Source organism: Streptomyces sp. NPDC047880 (assembly GCF_040706515.1).
In the GTDB taxonomy this organism is placed as follows: Bacteria; Actinomycetota; Actinomycetes; order Streptomycetales; family Streptomycetaceae; genus Streptomyces.
In genome coordinates, this window is record NZ_JBEZOK010000002.1 from 269,111 (window position 1) to 290,439 (window position 21,329).

Consider the following 21,329-nt stretch of genomic DNA (forward strand, 5'->3'; position numbering starts at 1 on the left):
CAGCCGAGTGACGAGGACGAACGGAGCCGGGCCCGATGGGTGAGCAGCAGCATGTGAAGTTCCCGCAAGAGGTCATCGACGAGTACGCCGCGCTCGGCGTGGACCTGCTGGCCCTGTTCTCCGCGGGTCACCTCGGGAACCGGATGGGCGTCCAGATCTCCGAGGCGTCGGCGGAGCGGGTCGTCGGAACCATGCCGGTGGAGGGCAACACCCAGCCCTACGGACTGCTGCACGGCGGGGCCTCGGCGGTCCTGGCCGAGACCCTGGGCTCGATCGGGTCGATGCTGCACGGCGGCAGCTCCAAGATCGCCGTGGGCGTCGACCTGAACTGCACCCACCACCGCGGGGTGCGCAGCGGGCTGGTCACCGGTGTGGCCACGCCGGTGCACCGGGGCCGCTCCACCGCCACCTACGAGATCGTCATCACGGACGAGAGCGGCAAGCGGGTGTGCACCGCCCGGCTGACCTGCATGCTGCGCGACGTGCGGCCGGGTGACGAGGAGCACATCCGCGCCGTGGGCTGACGGACGTAGGGAAAACCCTGGAGGGCCGGGCGCGGTCTTGCCGCGGCCGCCTCCGGGGCCTTTCACTGGCGCTCCACCCCCACAGGAGAAGACCCGTCCCACCCGTAGAAGGGTTTCTCTTGACCTCCGTACGCGCCCTCACCGTGACCGCGGCGGCGTGCGCCGCCGTGCTCGCCACCGCGCTGCCGTCCTCCGCCGTCAACTCCTACAACGCCACGCCCGCCCCCGAGCGCACCGAGGTCGGCGCACTCGTGGCCACCTGGGACGACGACGGCGACCCCACGACCCCCGACCGTGTCGACTGGGTCTGCTCCGGCACCATGGTCGACTCGGACACCTTTCTGACCGCCGCGCACTGCACCTCGGACTGGCCCGACAACGTGCGGTTCCACGTCTCCCTCGACCAGGACGTGCAGTCCGGCCTCGACGCGGCGGCGAAGAAGTACCCGGGCGACCCGGCCGCGCAGGCCGCCGCGGTCGCCGTCCCCGGCACCGCGCACACGCACCCCGCGTACCCGGGGCCCGCCTCCGACACCCGCGACATCGCGGTGATCCAGCTGCCCGCCGCCCAGGTCAAGGCCCGCTGGAGCTTCACCCCGGCCACCCTGCCCACCGCGAACCAGCTCGGCAGGCTCGGCCCGCAGGGCCTGAACGACACCGACTGGGTCGTCGCCGGATACGGCACCCAGGAGGCCGTCAACGGCCCCGGTGGCCAGACCCACCCCGGCGGCGGCGTCCGGATGAAGGCACCCGTCACCTTCAACGCCCTCAACGACTCCTGGGCCCGGCTCGCCATGACCGCGCCCCAGGGCAACGGTGGCGCCTGCTACGGCGACTCGGGCGGCCCAAACTTCGCCGTGATCGACGGCCGTAGCGTCCTCGCCGCCACCACCATCACCGGCGACACGCCCTGCTACGCGACCAACGTCACCTACCGCCTGGACACCCCCGGCGCCCGCGCCTTCCTCGCGCCGTTCGTGAAGCTGCCGTAGCCCTCGGCACGGCAGCGCCCCCGCCCCGTCGCTCCGCGCTCCCCCGCGAGGCGGCGGGGCATCACGCTTTCACCTGCTCAGCACGTCAACTCTGCTTTCTCAGAACAGAGTTCGGTGCCAGTCGGCATCAACGTGCCAGACCACCGGGGCAATGTCACACACCGGGTCCGCCAACTCACCCGGTCGAAAGCGTAGTTGCCGCCGCCCTTCGGCCCCACCGCATCGTGTCCCACGGGCCCGGCCGGCACCGCGCCGCCCGCCTGCACCCACCCCCTCCCCCTGTCCGGCCCCATCCCCGCCACGGCGTTGGAACACCCCGCCGCAACGCCGTGGAGATCACCGTTTTCGATTGCTCGGACATTCCCCGGACGCCGCCCGCCCCTTTCCTCGGCGTAACGCTCCGTAACGCGCGCGCAATACAGCACCACGGTTTCCACTCCGGCCCCGCCCGGCCCCTCGGCCTTTTCGATCTCTTTCGGGGCCCCATGCGGCCAGAGCGGCACACGATCTCACCCAGGGCCAACCGGAAGTGCGGGTTCTCAGAATGCGGACCTCGGCGAAAATCCACCAAACCCGTCGAGACGACCCGCCGCCCGGACCGCTCTTCCACGCCGTCATAACAAGAAAGTCACAAGCGAGCCCGCGCCGCTGACCCTGCCCTTACCCCGGGCTTAGAGTCACGGCCAGTCACCGCTCCATCGGGAGTTCGGTACCAGCGCGGCACTCACCCCCCGACCAGGGCGGGGCCTGCCTGTGAAAGGACTGATTGTGCGACAGCGTTCCTTGGTGATTCTTACCTCCGTTCTCACGACCGGAGCTCTGACTCTCACCGCCTGCGGTTCCCGAGACGACAGCGGTGACAAGGGCGGAGACGGCGGGAGCGGCACCACACTGACCATCGGTGTGGACGCCCCCCTCTCCGGTGAGAACTCCACCACCGGCCTCGGCATCCAGTACGGCGCCCAGATAGCCATCGACGACGCCAACAAGAACAACTGGGTCCCCGGCGTCAAGTTCAAGCTCAAGGCCCTGGACGACAAGGCGCAGCCCGCCACCGGCCAGTCCAACGCCACCAGCATCGTCGGCGACAAGACCGCCGTCGGCGCCGTCGGCCCGCTGAACTCCGGCGTCGCCCAGACGATGCAGCAGGTCTTCGCCTCGGCCAACATGGTCCAGATCTCCCCGGCGAACACCAACCCCGAGCTGACCCAGGGCAAGAACTGGCAGACGGACAAGAAGCGTCCCTACAAGACGTACTTCCGCACCGCCACCACCGACGAACTGCAGGGCAGCTTCGCCGCCGGCTACGCGTACAACGGCCTCAAGAAGAAGAAGGCCTTCGTCGTCGACGACAAGCAGACCTACGGCGCCGGCCTCGCGAAGATCTTCGCCGAGCAGTTCAAGAAGCTCGGCGGCAAGGTCGTGGCCACCGACCACGTCAACACCGGCGACAAGGACTTCGGCTCGCTCGCCACGAAGATCAAGAACTCCGGTGCCGACCTGGTCTACTACGGCGGCCAGTACGACGAGTCCGCGCTGATCACCAAGCAGCTCAAGGACACCGGCGCCAAGGTCCCGCTGTTCGGCGGCGACGGCATGTTCGCCTCCACCTACATCGAGGCCGCCGGCAAGTCCTCCGAGGGCGACCTCGCCACCGCCATCGGTGTCCCCGCCGACACCCTGCCCGCGGCCAAGACGTTCATCCAGACGTACAAGGACAAGGGTTACAAGGGCGACTACGGCGCGTACGGTGCCTACGCCTACGACGCCACCACCGCCATCATCAAGGCCGTGAAGGCCGCGGCGGACGCCAACGGCGGCAAGGTTCCCAGCGACATCAACGACCTGCGCTCCAAGGTCGTCGACGGTGTCCAGAAGTCCGACTTCGAAGGCCTCACCGGCAAGATCTCCTTCGACCAGTACGGCGACACCACCAACAAGCAGCTGACGGTCTACCAGGTCGAGAAGGGTGCCTGGAAGGACGTGGAGACCGGTACCGCCGACCTGAAGTAGTCGGCCCGCCACAACGCCGCACCACGGGCCGCGCGGAAGGGGACCCCGACCGCGCGGCCCGTTTCCACACCCCCACACAGCACACGACCACGCACACATCCAGTGCACACGACCACCAGCGACATGGAGGCCATGCGGTGAACACCCTGCCGCAGCAGCTGGCCAACGGGCTGCTTCTAGGCTCGATGTACGGGCTGATCGCCATCGGTTACACGATGGTGTACGGCATCGTCCAGCTCATCAACTTCGCGCACGGCGAGATCTTCATGACCGGGGCCTTCGGCGCCCTCACGGTCTACTTCTACATCCTGCCCGACGGCACCTCGATGGCTCTCGCCGTACCCCTCATGCTCCTCGGCGGCGCCCTCGTGGCCATCCTCATCGCCGTAGGGGCGGAACGGTTCGCCTACCGGCCACTGCGCGGAGCACCACGCCTGGCACCGCTCATCACCGCCATCGGCCTCTCCCTGGCCCTCCAGGAGGTCGTGCGCAACTTCTACCCCGGCGCCGACCGTGCCCGCGCCTTCCCCGGCCTCGACGCCACCCACGACATCGGCTCCGTCACCATCAAGGACGCCGACATCTTCCTCATCCTGGCCGCCGTCATCTGCATGGCCGCCCTCGCCTTCTTCGTGCGCCGCAGCCGCACCGGCCGCGCCATGCAGGCCACCGCGCAGGATCCCGACACCGCGCAGCTGATGGGCATCGACACCAACCGCATCATCGTCATCGCCTTCGCCATCGGCGGTTTCTTCGCGGCCGTCGCCGCCGTCGCCTACGGACTCAAGTACGGCAACGTCGACTACCGCATGGGCTTCCTCATGGGCCTCAAGGCCTTCACCGCGGCCGTCCTCGGCGGCATCGGCAACATCTACGGCGCCATGCTCGGCGGTGTCGTCCTCGGCATCGCCGAAACCCTCGCCTCCGCCTACATCGACGAGATCCCCGGCATGCAGCAGCTCGGCGGCCAGAGCTGGGCGAACGTCTGGGCCTTCTGCCTCCTCATCCTCGTGCTCCTCTTCAGGCCACAGGGCCTGCTCGGCGAGCGCGTCGCGGACAGGGCGTGATCACATGACCGAGACGACCAAGACCGAAGTGCCGGACGCCGTCCCCACCCCGACGCCCGCACTGCGCGGCCTCATCCCGCTCCCCACCGCCGCCGCCCGCGGCCTGCTGCTCGCCGGCGGCATCGCCACCGCCGCCTCCGCGTTCCTCGCCTGGACCTGGACCGCGGAGTTCCCCGGCGACCTCACCATCAACGGCTACCCCGGTGGCCTGCAGTGGCTGACCTTCACCGCCGGCGTCCTCACCGCCCTGTTCGCGCTCGCCTCCTACGGCATCCGCGGCCTCGGCTGGCTGCTGCCCGCCCGCAACAACGCACCCCTCGTCCTCACCGCGCTCGGCGGCTTCGCCGTCACCTGGTTCACCGTCATCGCCATCAGCGCCAAGCTCGGCGGTGTCGTCAACCTCGAACCCGGTGGCTGGGTCGCGGCCGTCGCCTCCCTGCTGCCCGTCCTCGGCGCCTTCGCCCTCCCCCAGGAGCGCACCGGCACCGACGGCACCAAGGACGTCCTCAAGGCCTACATCGCCAAGCCCGACCACATCCCCGCCGCCCAGGCCATCGCGCCCTGGATCCAGCGGGCCGCCATCACCGTGGTCACCATCATCGGCCTCGGCGTCTTCACCTACGGCATCGACACCGAGTACGGCGAACTCTTCATCGGCTACCTCTTCGTCGTCACCTTCGCCATGTGGGCACTGCACACCGCCGGCCTCATGGACCGCTTCTCCGCCCTCGTCGCCGCCAACCGCAGCTTCACCCTCGCCATGGGCTTCGCCGCGGCCATCGCCTTCCCCTTCACCCAGACCGACGACCACTACGCCAACATCGGCGTCAACATCCTGATCTTCGGGACCGTGGCCCTCGGCCTCAACATCGTCGTCGGCCTCGCCGGACTCCTCGACCTCGGATACGTCGCCTTCCTCGGCGTCGGCGCCTACACCGCCGCCCTCGTCTCCGGCTCCGAGTTCTCCACGATCTCCGGCGTCCACCTGCCGTTCTGGGCCTCCGCCCTCGCCGGCGCGGCCGCCTCCCTCGTCTTCGGCGTCCTCATCGGCGCCCCGACGCTGCGACTGCGCGGCGACTACCTCGCCATCGTCACCCTCGGCTTCGGAGAGATCTTCCGCATCGCCGTCAACAACATGGACGGCGACTCCGGACCCGACGTCACCAACGGCCCGAACGGCATCCCCTCCATCCCCGACCTGAACCTCTTCGGGTTCAACCTCGGCCAGGCCCACGACATCGGCGGATTCACCCTCGGCCGCTTCGCCAACTACTACCTGCTGATGGTCCTCATCATGGCCATCGTGGTCCTGGTCTACACGCGTGCCGCGGACTCCCGCATCGGCCGCTCCTGGATCGCCATCCGCGAGGACGAGACCGCCGCCACCGCCATGGGCATCAACGGCTTCCGCGTCAAGCTCGTCGCCTTCGCCCTCGGCGCCTCGCTCGCCGGCCTCGCCGGCACCGTCAGCGCCCACGTCACCTACAGCGTCGTCCCCACGCCGTACCAGTTCGCCGGCTCCACCCCGCCCAACTCCGCGTTCCTCCTGGCCGCGGTCGTCCTCGGCGGCATGGGCACCGTGGCCGGACCGCTCCTCGGCGCGGCCCTGCTCTACCTGCTCCCCGAGAAGCTGGTCTTCCTCCAGGACAAGTCGCTCCTCGCCTTCGGCATCGCGCTCATCCTCCTGATGCGCTTCCGCCCCGAAGGCATCATCGCCAACCGCCGGCGCCAGCTCGAATTCCACGAGACCGGCCAACTCGACGTACCCAAACAGACCACGCTGACCGACGAACCGGCCGTCACCAAGGCGGGGGCGTAAGAACATGACGACACCTGTACTCGAAGCACGCGACGTCACGATGCGCTTCGGCGGCCTCACCGCCGTACGCTCCGTCGACTTCACGGTCAACGCCGGCGAGATCGTCGGTCTCATCGGCCCCAACGGCGCCGGGAAGACCACCTTCTTCAACTGCCTGACCGGCCTGTACGTCCCCACCGAGGGCACCGTCTCCTACAAGGGCACCGTCCTCCCCCCGAAGCCCCACCTGGTCACCCAGGCCGGCATCGCCCGCACCTTCCAGAACATCCGTCTGTTCGCCAACATGACGGTCCTGGAGAACGTCCTCGTCGGCCGCCACACCCGCACCAAGGAAGGCCTCTGGTCCGCCCTCCTGCGCGGCCCCGGCTTCAAGAAGGCCGAACGCGCCAGCGAGGAACGCGCCATGGAACTCCTGGAGTTCATCGGCCTCGCCCACAAGCGCGACCACCTCGCCCGCAACCTCCCCTACGGCGAACAGCGCAAGCTCGAGATCGCCCGCGCCATGGCCTCCGAGCCCGGCCTGCTGCTCCTCGACGAGCCCACCGCCGGCATGAACCCCCAGGAGACCAGGGCCACCGAGGAACTCGTCTTCGCCATCCGCGACAAGGGCATCGCCGTCCTCCTCATCGAGCACGACATGCGCTTCGTCTTCAACCTCTCCGACCGCGTCGCCGTCCTGGTCCAGGGCGAGAAGCTCGTCGAGGGAACCGCCGAAGTCGTCCAGGCCGACGAGCGCGTCGTCGCCGCCTACCTGGGCGAACCCTTCGAAGGCGACCCCGGCGAGGCCGAAGCCGCCGAGGTCGAGGCCGCCGAAGCCGCCGCCGACGCGACCAGCACCACCAGCAGCACCAAGGGAGAAGCCCAGTGACCGCACTCCTCGAGGTCGAGGACCTCCGGGTCTCCTACGGCAAGATCGAAGCCGTCAAAGGCATCTCCTTCAGCGTCGAAGCCGGCCAGGTCGTCACCCTCATCGGCACCAACGGCGCCGGCAAGACGACCACCCTGCGCACCCTGTCGGGCCTGCTGAAGCCCACCTCCGGGAAGATCCTCTTCGACGGCAAGCCGCTCAACGGCATCGCCGCCCACAAGATCGTCGCCCTCGGCCTCGCCCACTCCCCCGAGGGCCGGCACATCTTCCCCCGCCTCACCATCGCCGAGAACCTCCAGCTCGGAGCGTTCCTCCGCAAGGACAAGGACGGCATCGAGAAGGACATCCAGCGCGCCTACGACCTCTTCCCCATCCTCGGGGAACGCCGCAAGCAGGCCGCCGGAACCCTCTCGGGCGGTGAGCAGCAGATGCTCGCCATGGGCCGCGCGCTGATGTCCCAGCCGAAGCTGCTCATGCTCGACGAGCCCTCCATGGGCCTCTCCCCGATCATGATGCAGAAGATCATGGCGACGATCTCGGAGCTGAAGTCCCAGGGCACGACGATCCTCCTCGTCGAGCAGAACGCCCAGGCGGCACTGTCCCTGGCCGACCAGGGACACGTCATGGAGGTCGGCAACATCGTCCTGAGCGGGACCGGCCAGGACCTGCTGCACGACGAGTCGGTGCGCAAGGCGTACCTGGGCGAGGACTGAGACCCCGCCCGTACGCCGAGAGCCCGTTTACACCGAGAGGCCCGTTCCCCTTCTCATCCGGAAGGGGAACGGGCCTCTCGCACCGGGCCCTCAGCCCTTGTTGGCCTTCTTCTCGTCGGCGTCCTGGATGACCGCCTCCGCGACCTGCTGCATCGACATCCGCCGGTCCATCGACGTCTTCTGGATCCACCGGAAAGCGGCCGGCTCCGACAGGCCGTACTCCGTCTGCAGGATCGACTTCGCCCGGTCCACCAGCTTGCGCGTCTCCAGCCGGAGCGTGAGGTCGGCGACCTCCTTCTCCAGCTCCTTCAGCTCCGTGAACCGCGAGACGGCCATCTCGATCGCCGGCACGACGTCGGTCTTGCTGAACGGCTTCACGAGATACGCCATGGCGCCCGCGTCCCGGGCACGCTCCACGAGGTCGCGCTGCGAGAACGCGGTCAGCATCAGCACCGGCGCGATGCTCTCCTCCGCGATCTTCTCGGCCGCGGAGATGCCGTCCATCTTGGGCATCTTCACGTCCAGGATCACCAGATCGGGCCGGTGCTCCCGCGCCAGCTCCACCGCCTGCTCACCGTCCCCGGCCTCACCGACGACGGTGTACCCCTCCTCCTCCAGCATCTCTTTGAGATCGAGCCGGATCAGCGCCTCGTCCTCGGCGATGACGACCCGCGTCGTCATCGGGGGCACGTGCGACTTGTCCTCTTCAGGCACGTCAACAGGCTGGGGCGACTCGGGGGCACTCACGTGGGCTCCTTGGTAGGGGCAGGCCGGTACTGCTCCCAAGAGCGTACCTAGCAGCAAGGCCCCACAGTGAACCGGTACACTGCTCATCGGTCCCCAGACTTGCCCGGTTGGAGGAACTGGTCAGACTCGCGGCACTCAAAATGCCGTGCCCTTTGGGCATGTGGGTTCGAATCCCACACCGGGCACCACAACATCAGAAGCGGAGGATCACGTTCGCGTGGTTCTCCGCTTTTTGCTGCCCACGGTCACCGGCTGTCGCACACAGTGGTCGCATGAACTTCCATGACACTGACGTGCGACAGAAAGCCATCAGCCTTCTGCGCGGGGGCGCGCGAAACGCGGAGGTGGCCCGCAGCCTCAACGTACCGCTGGGGACGATCGGCTACTGGAAACACCTGGACCGCGCGAAACGCGGCGAGTGTCCCGGCCGCCACGATCCGACGTGCCCCCCGGTGCGACGGGCGGGATCTGGACGAGCCGGCCTATTCCTATTTACTCGGTCTCTATCTCGGGGACGGACACATCAGCCACTACTCCGCGCACCGCGTTCCCAATCTCATGATCACATGCACGGAGTCATGGCCGGGTCTCATGGACGCCTGTGAAGCGGCCATGCGGGCGGTCTTCCCGGAGAACGCGACCTGCCGTGTCCGCAGGACCGGCTGCCGCAACGTGAAGGTCTATTCGAAGCACCTGTATTGCCTCTTCCCCCAGCACGGCCCCGGCAGGAAACACGACCGCCGGATCGCCCTCGAGCCCTGGCAGCAAGTCATCGTCGATGCTTGGCCCTGGGAATTCATTCGTGGGCTCACCCACTCGGACGGGTGTCGGATCACCAACTGGACGATCCGCACGGTTGCCGGTGAGCGGAAGCGGTACGAGTACCCGCGGTACTTCTTCACCAACGCCTCCGATGACATCAGGCGGCTCTACACCGACACCCTGGACAAACTCGGCGTCGAGTGGACGCACTGCACCCGTCACGGCAACCCGTTCAACATCTCCGTCGCCCGCAAAGCCTCAGTAGCTCTCATGGACGCCCACGTCGGGCCCAAGCACTGACGGTGTTCTACTTCGCGATGTCGTCCTCGCCGATGTGGTGGACGCGGAGCATGTTCGTCGAGCCGGAGACGCCGGGCGGGGAGCCGGAGGTGATGACGACCGTGTCGCCCCGGCGGCAGCGGCCGTAGCGGAGGAGCAGTTCGTCGACCTGGTCGACCATCGCGTCCGTGGAATCGACGCAGGGGCCGAGGAAGGTCTCGACGCCCCAGGTCAGGCTGAGCTGGGAGCGGGTCGCCTGGTCAGGGGTGAAGGCCAGGAGGGGGATCGGTGAGCGGTAGCGGGAGAGGCGGCGGGCGGTGTCACCGGACTGGGTGAAGGCGACCAGGAAGCGAGCGCCCAGGAAGTCGCCCGTCTCGGCTGCCGCCCGGGCCACCGCGCCGCCCTGGGTGCGGGGCTTGTTGCGTTCGGTCAGGGGCGGGAGGCCCTTCGCCAGGATGTCCTCCTCCGCCGCCTCGACGATGCGCGCCATCGTGCGGACCGTCTCGACGGCATGCTTGCCGACGCTGGTCTCGCCGGAGAGCATGACCGCGTCGGTGCCGTCGATGACCGCGTTGGCGACGTCGGACGCCTCGGCCCGGGTCGGGCGGGCGTTGTCGATCATCGAGTCGAGCATCTGGGTGGCGACGATGACCGGCTTGGCGTTGCGCTTGGCGAGTTTGATGGCGCGCTTCTGGACGATCGGGACCTGTTCCAGTGGCATTTCGACGCCGAGGTCTCCGCGGGCCACCATGATGCCGTCGAAGGCGGCGACGATGTCGTCGATGCTCTCGACGGCCTGGGGCTTTTCGATCTTGGCGATGACGGGGAGGCGGCGGCCTTCCTCGTCCATGATGCGGTGGACGTCCTGGATGTCGCGCCCGGAGCGGACGAAGGACAGGGCGATGACGTCGAAGCCGGTGCGCAGGGCCCAGCGGAGGTCGTCCTCGTCCTTCTTGGAGAGGGCGGGGACCGAGACGGCGACGCCGGGGAGGTTGAGACCCTTGTGGTCGCTGATCACGCCGCCTTCGAGGACGGTGGTGTGGACGCGGGGGCCGTCGACGGCGGTCACTTTGAGGCAGACCTTGCCGTCGTCGACGAGGATGCGTTCGCCGGTGGTGACGTCGGCGGCGAGGCCGGCGTAGGTGGTGCCGCACATGCGTCCGTCGCCTTCGGCGCCGTCCTCGACGGTGATGGTGAAGGTGTCGCCGCGGTCAAGGAGTACGGGGCCTTCGGTGAAGTGGCCGAGCCTGATTTTCGGGCCTTGAAGGTCGGCGAGGAGGCCGACGCTGCGTCCGGTCTCGTCGGCTGCTTTGCGCACCCGGTGGTAGCGCTCCTCGTGTTCGGCGTGGCCGCCGTGGCTGAGGTTGAATCGGGCTACGTCCATTCCGGCGTCGACCAGGTCTTTGATCTGGTCGTACGAGTCGGTGGCGGGTCCCAGGGTGCAGACGATTTTTGCTCGGCGCATGAAACGAGCCTATGAGTTACCGACTGGTAGTGAATTGGCCGGGCATGACTACTCAACAGACTTTGCGTGAAGCGTTATTGACAAGTGTTGAATTGTGCGGCAGAGCGCTCCGATGAGCACGCGAAGGAATTCGTTCGCGTTTTCGGGGATTGCTCCGCCGGGGGTCACAGGCGCGGCGGCACCATCGTGAAGCGGGCGTTGATCGCGGCGTGGACGCGCTGGCGCTGGGGTTCGAGGTCGAGGGGGGCCGGGGTGTCCTCGGCGGCGCCGGCGAAGGCCGCCGAGCGCATGCGGCCGGGGGCCTGGGGGTGGACCGGCGGGGCGCTCTCGGCGCCGATGTCGGCGAGTTCGACGAGGGCGGAGAGGCTGGTGCCGAGAGCTTCGGCGTACTCGCGGGCACGCTGGACCGCTTCGTGCACGGCTTTCTTGCGGGCTTCGCGGTGGGCGGGCGAGTCGGGGCGCAGGGTCCACCAGGGGCCGTCGACGCGGGTGAGTTCGAGGTCGGCGAGGCGGGTGGTGAGTTCGCCGAGGGCGGTGAAGTCGGTGAGTTCGGCGGTGACGCGGACGCTGCCGTGGTAGGTGCGGACGCGTTCGCCCCGGCCGTGTTTGGTGAGTTCGGGGGTGATGGAGAAGGCGCCGGTCTCCAGGCGTTCGACGGCGTCGCCGTAGGACTTGACGAGGTCGAGGATGCCGGCGTTGCGGCGGGTGAGGTCGTCGAGGGCGGAGCGGCGGTCGCGGCCGCGGGCGGCGACGGTGATGCCGATGCGGGCGATCTCGGGGTCGACTTCGAGGCGGGCCTCGCCGCGGACGGCGATGCGGGGGGCCTCGGGCGTGCCGTAGGGGACGGCGGGCTGGGAGGCGTCTGGGGTGGCCGCGGTCATACGCCCCACTCTGTCATGTCTGGGCTGGTTGGCGGCCGGGGATGCGGGGGCCGAGTCATCAGATCGCAACCTGCCGGGTCTGTTGCGGCAGGTCATGCACGGGTCAGAATCTACGCGCGTTATCTACGCGCGTCGTTCAGAGATTCCGCAAGGGGAGCCAGACATGCCGTTGAACCGCCGGAAGTTCCTGGAGAAGTCCGCCGTGACGGGGGCGGGGGTGGCGCTGGCCGGTGCGGTCTCGGCGCCGGGTGCGCAGGCGGCCGAGGCGAAGCGGGGCGCCAAGCGGTACGCGTTCACGGTGCTCGGTACGACGGACCTGCATGGCAACGTCTTCAACTGGGACTACTTCACGGACAAGGAGTTCGACGACAAGGACCACAACGACGTCGGCCTCGCGAAGGTCTCGACGCTGGTGAACCGGGTCCGTGCGGAGAAGGGCCGCCGCAACACGCTGCTGATCGACGCGGGCGACACCATCCAGGGCACGCAGCTGTCGTACTACTACGCCAAGGTGGACCCGATCACCGCCAAGGGCGGGCCGGTGCACCCGATGGCGCAGGCGATGAACGCGATGGACTACGACGCGGCGGCGCTCGGCAACCACGAGTTCAACTACGGCATCCCGGTGCTGCGGAAGTTCGAGCAGCAGTGCGATTTCCCGCTGCTGGGTGCGAACGCGCTGGACGCGAAGACGCTGCGGCCGGCGTTCGCGCCGTACAGCATGCACCGGTTGCGCACGCCGCACGGGCGGGACGTGAAGGTGGCGGTGCTGGGGCTGACCAACCCGGGCATCGCGATCTGGGACAAGGCGAACGTGCAGGGCAAGATGACGTTTCCGGGTCTGGAGGAGCAGGCGGCGAAGTGGGTGCCGAAGCTCCGCTCGATGGGCGCGGACGTCGTCATCGTGTCGGCGCACAGCGGCTCGTCGGGGAAGTCGTCCTACGGTGACCAGCTGCCGTACATCGAGAACGCGGCCGCTCTGGTGGCCGAGCAGGTGCCGGGCATCGACGCGATCCTGGTCGGGCACGCGCACACGGAGATCCCCGAGTACTTCGTCACCAACAAGGAGACCGGCAAGCAGGTCGTGCTGTCGGAGCCGCTGAAGTGGGGCCAGCGGCTGACGCTGTTCGACTTCGAACTGGTCTGGGAGAAGGGCTGCTGGAAGGTCGAGAAGGTCGGTGCGAAGGTCCTCAACTCCAACACTGTGGAGGAGGACCCGAGGATCACGAAGCTGCTGGCCGACGAGCACGAGAAGGTCGTGGCGTACGTCAACCAGGTCATCGGCACGAACGCGGCGGAGATGACGTCGGCCGAGGCGCCGTACAAGGACGTGCCGATCATCGACCTGATCAACCACATCCAGGCGGACACGGTGAAGCAGGCGCTGGCGGGCACGGAGCACGCCGCGCTGCCGGTGCTGTCGCAGGCGGCGTGCTTCTCGCGCAGTGCCCGGATCCCGGCCGGCCAGGTGACGATCCGGGACGTGGCGGGTCTGTACGTCTTCGAGAACACGCTGGAGGCGCGTCTGATGACGGGTGCGCAGATGAAGGCGTACCTGGAGTTCTCGGCGAACTACTACGTGCAGACCGCCGCGGACGCCCCGGTGGATCCGGCGAAGCTGACGAACGCGAACGGCACGCCGGACTACAACTACGACGTCGTGAGCGGTCTGGCGTACGAGATCGACATCGCGAAGCCGGCCGGGTCACGGGTGACGAACGTGCGCTTCGAGGGGCAGCCGCTCGCGGACGACGCGAAGTTCGTGTTCGCGGTGAACAACTACCGGGCCAACGGCGGGGGCAACTTCCCGCACGTCGCCGCGGCCCAGGTGCTGTGGTCGAACTCGGAAGAGATCCGCAACACCATGATCGCCTGGGTGAAGGCGAAGGGGTCGATCGACCCGGCCGCGTTCGCCGCGGTGGACTGGAAGCTCACCCGTAACGGCACGCCCGTGTTCTGAGCCGCGCGCTTCGTCACCTTCGGTCGTCGACCAGCGGGGTCAGAGCCGGTGCCTCGCGGGGCGGCGGGACGTGGGTCCGCCGGGTGAGGCCGAAGGTGGTGAAGGCGGTGCGGGCGGGGAGTGCGTAGGCCTCCCCGCCCGTCACGGAGTTGAGGATGATCGCGCTGCGCCAGGCGGCGAGGCCGAGGTCGGGGGCCCCTACGCCATGGGTGTGGGTCTCGGCGTTCTGGACGTACACCGTGCCGGTGACGGACGGGTCGAGGACGAGCCGGTGGTCCTCGTCGATGCGGGGCCGTTCCCGGTTGTCGCGGCGCATATAGGGGTCGAGGCCGGCGAGGATCCGGTCGAGGGGACGCTCGCGGTAGCCGGTGGCGAGGACGACGGCGTCGGTCGTGAGACGGGAGCGGCTGTCCTGCGGGCCGTGCTCCACGTGGAGTTCCACCTTGGTCGTCGCGACCCGGCCGGCGGTGCGGACGCGTACTCCGGGGGTGAGGACGGCGTCGGGCCAGCCGCCGTGCAGGGTGCGGCGGTACAGCTCGTCGTGGACGGCGGCGATGGTGGCGGCGTCGATGCCCTTGTGCAGCTGCCACTGGCCCTCGACGAGCCGGTCGCGGGTCGATTCGGGCAGGGCGTGGAAGTAGCGGGTGTGGTCGGGGGTGAAGTGCTCCAGGCCGAGCTTGGAGTACTCCATGGGGGCGAAGGCCTCGGTGCGGCCCAGCCAGTGCAGTTTCTCGCGCCCGGCGGGCCGGTGGCGCAGCAGGTCGAGGAAGATCTCGGCGCCGGACTGCCCGATGCCCACGACGGTGACGTGTTCGGCGGCGAGGAGCGCGGCGCGGTGGTCGAGGTAGTCGGCGGCGTGCAGGACGGGCACCCCGGGGGCTTCGACGAGGGGCTTGAGGGGGTCGGGGACGTAGGGCTCGGTGCCGATGCCGAGGACGACGTCGCGGGTGTAGGTCCGGCCGAGGGCTTCCGCTTCCCCGTCGGCGTCGAGCTGGGTGAAGTCGACTTCGAAGAGGTCGCGTTCGGGGTTCCAGCGGACGGCGTCGACCTGGTGGCCGAAGTGGAGCCCGGGGAGGTTCTCGCTGACCCAGCGGCAGTAGGCGTCGTACTCGGCGCGCTGGATGTGGAAGCGCTCGGCGAAGTAGAAGGGGAAGAGCCGCTCGCGGGACCTGAGGTGGTTGAGGAAGGTCCAGGGGCTGGTGGGGTCGGCGAGGGACACCAGGTCGGCGAGGAAGGGGACCTGGATGGTGGCGCCGTCGATGAGCAGGCCGGGGTGCCAGGCGAAGGCGGGGTTCTGGTCGTAGAAGACGGTGTCGAGGCCGTCGAGCGGGTGAGCGAGCGCGGCGAGGGAGAGGTTGGCGGGGCCGATGCCGATGCCGACGAGGTCGCGGGGGGCGTCGGGGGCGGGGGCGGGGTTCATCGGGGGGTGTGTCCTTCCACGAGGGTGGCTCGGCTCGCTGCCGCGAGGTGCAGCAGGGCGGCCAGGTCGTCGGGCCCGGTGGCGGGGTTGAGGAGGGTGGCTTTGAGCCAGAGCCGGCCGTCCAGGCGGGCCCGGCCGAGGACGGCGGAGCCGTCGGTGAGCAGGGCGCGGCGCACGGCGGCGACGACGGCGTCGGTGGCGCCGGTGGGCCGGAACAGCACCGTGCTGATGACGGGCGGGGCGTGCAGCTCGAAGTCGGGGTGCCGGTCGACGAGGGCGGCGAACTGCCGGGCGTGGTCGCAGACCTGGTCGACGAGGGCGCCGAGGCCGCTGCGGCCCAGGGTCTTGAGGGTGACGGCGACCTTGAGGACGTCGGGGCGGCGGGTGGTGCGCAGGGAGCGGCCGAGCAGGTCGGGCAGTCCGGCCTCGGTGTCGTCGGGGGCGTTGAGATAGTCGGCGTGCTGCCGCAGGGCGGCGAGGTCGCGGGCGTCCCGGACGGCGAGGAGGCCGGCGGCGACCGGCTGCCAGCCGAGTTTGTGCAGGTCGAGGGTGACGGTGTCGGCGGCGGCGAGCCCGGTGAGGCGGGCGCGGTGCCGGTCGCTGAAGAGGAGGCCGCCGCCGTAGGCGGCGTCCACGTGCAGCCGGGCGCCGTGGGCGGCGCAGCGGGCGGCGATCTCGGGCAGCGGGTCGATGCGTCCGGCGTCGGTGGTACCGGCGGTGGCGGCGACGAGCAGCGGGCCGGACAGGCCGGTGAGGGCCTCGTCGAGGGCGTCCGGGTCGAGCGTGCCGCCCGGGGCGGGTACGACGACGGGTTCGGGCAGCCCGAGCAGCCAGGCGGCGCGGGGAAGCGAGTGGTGGGCGTTGGCCCCGTGCACGAGCCGGACGGTTCCGCGGTGTCTCTCCCGGGCGAGGAGCAGGGCGAGTTGGTTGGATTCGGTGCCGCCGGTGGTGACGAGTGCGTCTGCGGCCCCTGCCCGCTGGGCCAGCGTCCGTGTGACGATCGATTCGAGTTCGGTGGCGGCCGGGGCCTGGTCCCACGAGTCCAGGGACGGGTTGAGGGCCGAGGCGGCGAGGTCGGCGGCGGTGGCGACGGCGAGGGGCGGGCAGTGCAGGTGGGCCGCGCACAGAGGGTGGGCGGGGTCGGCGGCGCCTTCCGCGAAGGCCCGGACCAGGGTGTGCAGGGCGTGCGGGTCGCCTTGCTCGGGGAGGATCTCCCCCACCGCTTCACGGAGCCGCGTGGCGACTGCCCCGGGCCCGCCCGCCGGCAGCGGCCCGCCCCGTGCCCGGGCGCCGGTGTCCAGCGCATCGAGGACGGTGCCGAGCAACGGCCGGAGGGCGTGGGGCCCTTCGGGGCCTGAGGCAAGGGGCGGCGTGCTCATGGGGCTGACCTCCGGGGAGCGGGGCGATACACCCGCACGGCTCAACGACCCGACCCGGGTGGAGGTATCTCCCACGGGGGAATCCGCTCGCAGCGGCGCGGCCGCCGACCGGGGCCGGCCGCCCGTCGAGCGCCCCGTGTCGCCCGACAGGGGTCAACCGCCCGACGAGCGCCCCCCTGTCACCCGACCCGGACCAGCCACCACTCCAGCGCCCCCTATCGCCCGACCCGGACCAGCCGCCAGACCAGCGCCCCCTGCCACCCGACCGCGACCAGCCGCCAGACCAGCACCCCCTACCACCCGACCGCGACCAGCCGCCAGACCAGCACCCCCTACCACCCGACCGCGACCAGCCGCCAGACCAGCACCCCCTGCCACCCGACCGCGACCAGCCGCCAGACCAGCACCCCCTGCCACCCGACCGCGACCAGCCGCCAGACCAGCACCCCCTACCACCCGACCGCGACCAGCCGCCAGACCAGCACCCCCTGCCACCGATTCCGGTTCTCCCCCGCCCCGCCCTGCCGCCCGCGGCTCTCGCCGGTCCTGGGTCCGTCTTCAGGGAGCACCGGGATCATCGCGGGGTGCGATGTCGCCGTGACATGCCGATCAGGAGTGGGACCCCGATGCCGGTACCGGTGCGGCCGCGTGCCGACGACTGACCCTAGTGCCGCGGCAGGCAACGTTCGCCCCGTCGCGACCCCCGGCACGCCCTCTCGCCGCACCGCCCGAAAGCCCGAGTACGCCCCGTACGAGGGCTTCCGCCCGGCACGCCGAGAGCACGCACCGGACGCCGCTCCTCCACGGGCAAACGTTGCCCGCCGCGGCACTAGTGACCGGCGGCTCCCCGGACCCGCAACGCCCGTGCCAGGTCGTCCAGTTGATCCGCCAGTTTGCGGTGCAGCGCGGGGATCGGGCCGGCGTCGCGCAGGCATTCCTCGCCGAGGCGGAGGGTGTCGGCGTCGACGGCGTGGGCGGGGAAGGCCCAGCGGCCTGCGGCGTCGGCGATGGCCGGGCCGCGGCGGTCGGCGACGGCGACCGCGTCGGCGTAGTAGCGCGGGACGTACTCGCGCACCAGGTCGGCCTGTTCGGGCTGCCAGAAGCCGCGGGCGGTGGCGGTGAAGAGGTAGTTGGACAGCTCGTCGGAGCCGAACATGGCCTGCCAGGCGCGGGCCTTGGCGTCCGGGTCGGGCAGGGCGGCCCGGCAGCGGGCCGCGCCCTCCTGGCCGGTGGCGCTCGGGTCGCGTTCCAGTTCGGCGGTGATGGCGGTCTCGTCGGTCGCGCCGAGGGCGGCGAGCCGGGCGAGTACGCGCCAGCGCAGCTCGGGGTCGAGCTCGGGGCCGCCGGGGACGGTGCCGTCGGCGAGCCAGGCGGCGATGGTGTCGGGGTGGGCGGCCACGTCGATGCGGTGGCGTACGGCGATCAGGCGCAGCCCGGGGTTGTCGCCGTCCTCGGTGCGGCGGATGAGGTCGCGGCACAGTTCGGAGAGGGTCGCGAGGGCGGCTGGCCGCTCCCCGGGGGCGACGTAGCGGTCGGCGAGGTACGTGGTGGCGAAGGCGAGCACACCCTGGACGATGGCGAGGTCCGTTTCCAGCGGCAGGTGGGCGCGAGCGGTCTCCAGGTAGGCCTGGGGGGCGAGTTCGCCGTCGCGGACGGCGTCCCGGAGGGCGTTCCAGACGACCGCGCGGGTCAGCGGCTCGGGCAGGCCGGACAGGTCCTTGCGGACGGTTTCGAAGGACTCGGGGTCGAAGCGGACCTTGGCGTAGGTGAGGTCGCCGTCGTTGAGGAGGAGCAGGGCGGGGCGCTTGCCGATGGGGTGGGCGTCGCTGTGCGGGAGGTCGAGGTGGAGGCGTTCGCGCAGGACGAGCTGGCCGCCGTCGTCGCCGAGGTCCCGGTCGTAGAGGCCGACGGCGATGCGGTGGGGGCGGCTGCCGGTGCGGTCGACGGTGAGGGCGCAGGTGCCGTGCTCGCCGGGGGCGACGCGCGGGGTGAGGGTGTCGACGCCGGTGGTGCGCAGCCAGGCGTCGGCCCAGGCGTGGACGTCGCGGTCGGTTGCGCCGGCGAGGTTGTCGATGAAGTCGGCGAGGGTGGCGTTGGCGAACTTGTGCCGGGCGAAGTGCGCGTTGATGCCGGCGAGGAAGTCCTTCTCGCCGAGCCAGGCGACCAGTTGCCGCAGTGCGCCGGCACCCTTGGCGTAGGAGATGCCGTCGAAGTTGAGTAGCGCGGAGGCGGTGTCGTCGACGGCCTCGGGGGCGACGGGGTGGGTGGTGGGGCGCTGGTCGGCGTCGTAGCCCCAGGACTTGCGGGTGACGCCGAAGTCGGTCCACGTGTCGGTGAAGCGGGTGGCCTCGGTGAGGGTCTGGTAGCCCATGTACTCGGCGAAGGACTCGTTCAGCCAGATGTCGTCCCACCACTTGAGGGTGACGAGGTCGCCGAACCACATGTGGGCCATCTCGTGGGCGATGACCATCGCGCGGGTCTGGCGTTCGGTGTCGGTGACGGCGGAGCGGTAGACGAACTCGTCGCGGAAGGTGACCAGGCCCGGGTTCTCCATGGCGCCGGCGTTGAACTCGGGGACGAAGGCCTGGTCGTAGGAGTCGAACGGGTAGGGCTCGTCGAACTTCTCGTGGTAGCGGTCGAAGCAGGCGCGGGTGACGTCGAGGAGTTCGTCGGCGTCGGCGTCCAGGTAGGGGGCGAGGGAGCGGCGGCAGTGCAGGCCGAAGGGCAGGCCGCGGTGCTCGGTGCGCACGGAGTGCCAGGGGCCCGCGGCGACGGCGACCAGGTAGGTGGAGATGCGCGGGGTGGGGGCCGCCGTCCATACGCCGTCGGCCTGTTCGGTGATGCCGTTGGCGAGGACGGTCCAGTTCTGCGGGGCCTTCACCGACAGGTCGAAGACGGCCTTCAGGTCGGGCTGGTCGAAGGCGGCGAAGACCCGCTGGACGTCCTCCATGAACAGCTGGGTGTAGACGTAGGTCTCGCCGTCGGTGGGGTCGGTGAAGCGGTGCATGCCCTCACCGGTGCGGGAGTAGCGCATCCGCGCGTCCACGCGCAGTTCGTGCTCGCCGGCGGTGAGGTTCGGCAGGGCGAGCCGGTTGCCGTCCAGGGACTCCGGGTCCAGGGGGTGTCCGTCGAGGGTGACGGAGCGCAGCTCGGCGGGCTTGAGCTCGACGAAGGTGTCCCCGTCCACGCGGGCAGCGAACCTGATCAGGGTGTGGGAGTCGAAGGTCTCGTCTCCGCCGGTCAGGTCGAGTTCGATCGTGTAGCGGTGGACGTCGAGGAGCTCTGCTCGGGTCTGCGCTTCGTCGCGCGTCAGTACGGACATGCGTGACATGCTGCCTGATGCCGTCGGGAAGGCACAGAGGCGGATCGGTACGTGCCCAATGTCCCGTCTAGGTGCGGTCCTTTTCGAGCTCCCCGGCGTGCGCCCCCATGGGCCGCTGCGTCGGCACGCGCGCGTCGGGGTGCGGCAGTGCGGGGCGCGTGGAGTGTGCGGCGGTCCCGGTGTGTTCCCCCACGAGGGCGCGCAGGCGGTGCACTTCCCGTTCCAGGGCGAGCCGGCGCCGGTGGGCGTCGTAGAGGTAGCGGACCTTGGTGCGCAGGGCCCAGGGGTCGACGGGTTTCAGGACGAGGTCGGCGACGCCGAGTCGGAAGGCGGTGGTGGTCAGTTCGTGGTCGGCTCCGAAGCCGGTGAGCAGGATCACCGGGATGTGCTGGGTCTGCTCCACACGCCGCATGTAGCGCACGACCTCCAGCCCGCTGACGCCCGGCATGCGCACGTCGAGCAGCAGCAGGCCGACCTGGCCGCGGAGCACCTGCTTGAGCGCCTCGTCGCCGCTGGTGGCCCGGCCGAGCAGGTAGCCCAGCGGGGCCAGGGCGCTTTCGAGCGCGTACAGCGTGTCCTCGTGGTCGTCGACGATGAGGATCCTGGTATCCGACGGCATGGCCCGACGCCCCTCCCTCGTGGAGGTCCAGAGTAGTCCGGGACACTGACGCGGAGTGCTCGTCAGCTGACATGCTGTGTACAGCGCAGCATGCCCCCGGCGGGCCGCCGTGTCACTCCCCCGGGGCGCGCGCGAGGTCAGTTGCCGCCTGGGGCGGCGCCGTTGAGCGCCTCGTCCGCGATGCGCTCGTGGTGGCGGATGACTTCGGCGACGATGAAGTTCAGGAACTTCTCGGCGAAGGCCGGGTCTAGCTTGGCGTTCTCGGCGAGGGACCGCAGCCGGGCGATCTGGCGGGCCTCGCGGGCCGGGTCGGCGGGCGGCAGCTGGTGCTGGGCCTTGAGGTGTCCGACCTGCTGGGTGCACTTGAAGCGCTCGGCGAGCATGTGGACGACGGCCGCGTCGATGTTGTCGATGCTGTCGCGCAGCCGGGCGAGCTCTGCGCGGACGGCGGGGTCGACGTCGGGGGAACCGGTGGTGCTGGTGGTCATGGGGCGTCAGC

General features: G+C 70.0%; 16 protein-coding genes, 1 tRNA gene and 1 pseudogene. 10 read left to right on the forward strand and 8 right to left on the reverse strand.

The window, feature by feature from the left end; genetic code table 11:
- Positions 1-35 precede the first annotated feature (35 nt).
- The 7 genes from AB0937_RS05120 to AB0937_RS05150 all read left to right on the forward strand — a co-directional run bounded on the left by AB0937_RS05120 (position 36) and on the right by AB0937_RS05150 (position 7,996).
- A complete protein-coding gene (locus AB0937_RS05120) occupies positions 36-524 on the forward strand; it encodes a hotdog fold thioesterase (RefSeq protein ID WP_366709548.1) in 489 nt (162 codons plus the stop codon).
- Positions 525-643: 119 nt separating this feature from the next.
- Positions 644-1,516, forward strand: coding sequence for a trypsin-like serine protease (locus AB0937_RS05125; protein WP_366709549.1), 873 nt, complete (start codon positions 644-646; stop codon positions 1,514-1,516).
- A 783-nt stretch (positions 1,517-2,299) separates the two neighbouring features.
- A complete protein-coding gene (locus tag AB0937_RS05130; RefSeq protein ID WP_366709728.1) occupies positions 2,300-3,529 on the forward strand; it encodes a branched-chain amino acid ABC transporter substrate-binding protein in 1,230 nt (409 codons plus the stop codon).
- Positions 3,530-3,666: 137 nt separating this feature from the next.
- Entirely contained in the window at positions 3,667-4,596 is a 930-nt protein-coding gene (locus tag AB0937_RS05135) for a branched-chain amino acid ABC transporter permease (protein WP_234850180.1), read from the forward strand.
- A 4-nt stretch (positions 4,597-4,600) separates the two neighbouring features.
- Positions 4,601-6,415: a branched-chain amino acid ABC transporter permease gene (locus tag AB0937_RS05140; protein ID WP_366709550.1), complete on the forward strand. Its 1,815-nt coding sequence runs from the start codon at positions 4,601-4,603 to the stop codon at positions 6,413-6,415.
- A 4-nt stretch (positions 6,416-6,419) separates the two neighbouring features.
- Positions 6,420-7,283 carry an ABC transporter ATP-binding protein gene (locus tag AB0937_RS05145; RefSeq protein ID WP_189589765.1) on the forward strand — a complete coding sequence of 288 codons (864 nt, stop codon included), beginning with the start codon at positions 6,420-6,422 and terminating at the stop codon, positions 7,281-7,283.
- Positions 7,280-7,996: an ABC transporter ATP-binding protein gene (locus tag AB0937_RS05150; RefSeq protein WP_361116199.1), complete on the forward strand. Its 717-nt coding sequence runs from the start codon at positions 7,280-7,282 to the stop codon at positions 7,994-7,996. The genes AB0937_RS05145 and AB0937_RS05150 overlap by 4 nt, the downstream gene beginning before the upstream one ends.
- A 90-nt stretch (positions 7,997-8,086) precedes the next feature.
- Here the strand turns inward: AB0937_RS05150 and AB0937_RS05155 are convergent, their stop codons facing one another.
- A complete protein-coding gene (locus tag AB0937_RS05155; RefSeq protein WP_184845222.1) occupies positions 8,087-8,743 on the reverse strand; it encodes a response regulator in 657 nt (218 codons plus the stop codon).
- Between the two features lie 101 nt (positions 8,744-8,844).
- Here AB0937_RS05155 and AB0937_RS05160 point away from each other — a divergent pair.
- Both AB0937_RS05160 and AB0937_RS05165 read left to right on the forward strand, forming a co-directional pair.
- Positions 8,845-8,931 (forward strand) — tRNA-Leu (locus tag AB0937_RS05160).
- A gap of 84 nt (positions 8,932-9,015) precedes the next feature.
- A pseudogene (locus tag AB0937_RS05165) lies at positions 9,016-9,805 on the forward strand (helix-turn-helix domain-containing protein).
- A gap of 7 nt (positions 9,806-9,812) precedes the next feature.
- Here AB0937_RS05165 and pyk read toward each other — a convergent pair.
- Positions 9,813-11,249 (reverse strand): pyruvate kinase, encoded by a 1,437-nt coding sequence (gene pyk / locus AB0937_RS05170; RefSeq protein WP_366709551.1) that lies wholly within the window; start codon positions 11,247-11,249, stop codon positions 9,813-9,815.
- 164 nt (positions 11,250-11,413) lie between these two features.
- Entirely contained in the window at positions 11,414-12,130 is a 717-nt protein-coding gene (locus AB0937_RS05175; protein WP_366709552.1) for an SIMPL domain-containing protein, read from the reverse strand.
- Positions 12,131-12,293: 163 nt separating this feature from the next.
- Between AB0937_RS05175 and AB0937_RS05180 the strand changes: the two genes are divergently transcribed.
- Positions 12,294-14,090 (forward strand): 5'-nucleotidase C-terminal domain-containing protein, encoded by a 1,797-nt coding sequence (locus tag AB0937_RS05180; protein ID WP_366709553.1) that lies wholly within the window; start codon positions 12,294-12,296, stop codon positions 14,088-14,090.
- Positions 14,091-14,103: 13 nt separating this feature from the next.
- On the opposite strand, the gene AB0937_RS05185 is transcribed toward AB0937_RS05180, so the two are convergent.
- The 5 genes from AB0937_RS05185 to AB0937_RS05205 form a co-directional block, all read right to left on the reverse strand.
- Positions 14,104-15,510, reverse strand: a complete 1,407-nt coding sequence (locus AB0937_RS05185; RefSeq protein WP_366709554.1) for a SidA/IucD/PvdA family monooxygenase — start codon at positions 15,508-15,510, stop codon at positions 14,104-14,106.
- Entirely contained in the window at positions 15,507-16,889 is a 1,383-nt protein-coding gene (locus tag AB0937_RS05190) for an aminotransferase class V-fold PLP-dependent enzyme (RefSeq protein WP_366709555.1), read from the reverse strand. Before AB0937_RS05190 ends, AB0937_RS05185 begins: the two co-directional genes overlap by 4 nt.
- Positions 16,890-17,718: 829 nt before the next feature.
- A complete protein-coding gene (gene pepN, locus AB0937_RS05195) occupies positions 17,719-20,211 on the reverse strand; it encodes an aminopeptidase N (RefSeq protein WP_366709556.1) in 2,493 nt (830 codons plus the stop codon).
- 67 nt (positions 20,212-20,278) lie between these two features.
- Positions 20,279-20,830: a response regulator gene (locus AB0937_RS05200; protein WP_366709557.1), complete on the reverse strand. Its 552-nt coding sequence runs from the start codon at positions 20,828-20,830 to the stop codon at positions 20,279-20,281.
- A 137-nt stretch (positions 20,831-20,967) separates the two neighbouring features.
- The gene (locus AB0937_RS05205) at positions 20,968-21,318 is read right to left on the reverse strand and encodes a chorismate mutase (protein WP_366709558.1); all 351 of its coding nucleotides are present in this window, start codon (positions 21,316-21,318) and stop codon (positions 20,968-20,970) included.
- Between the last annotated feature and the right edge of the window lie 11 nt (positions 21,319-21,329).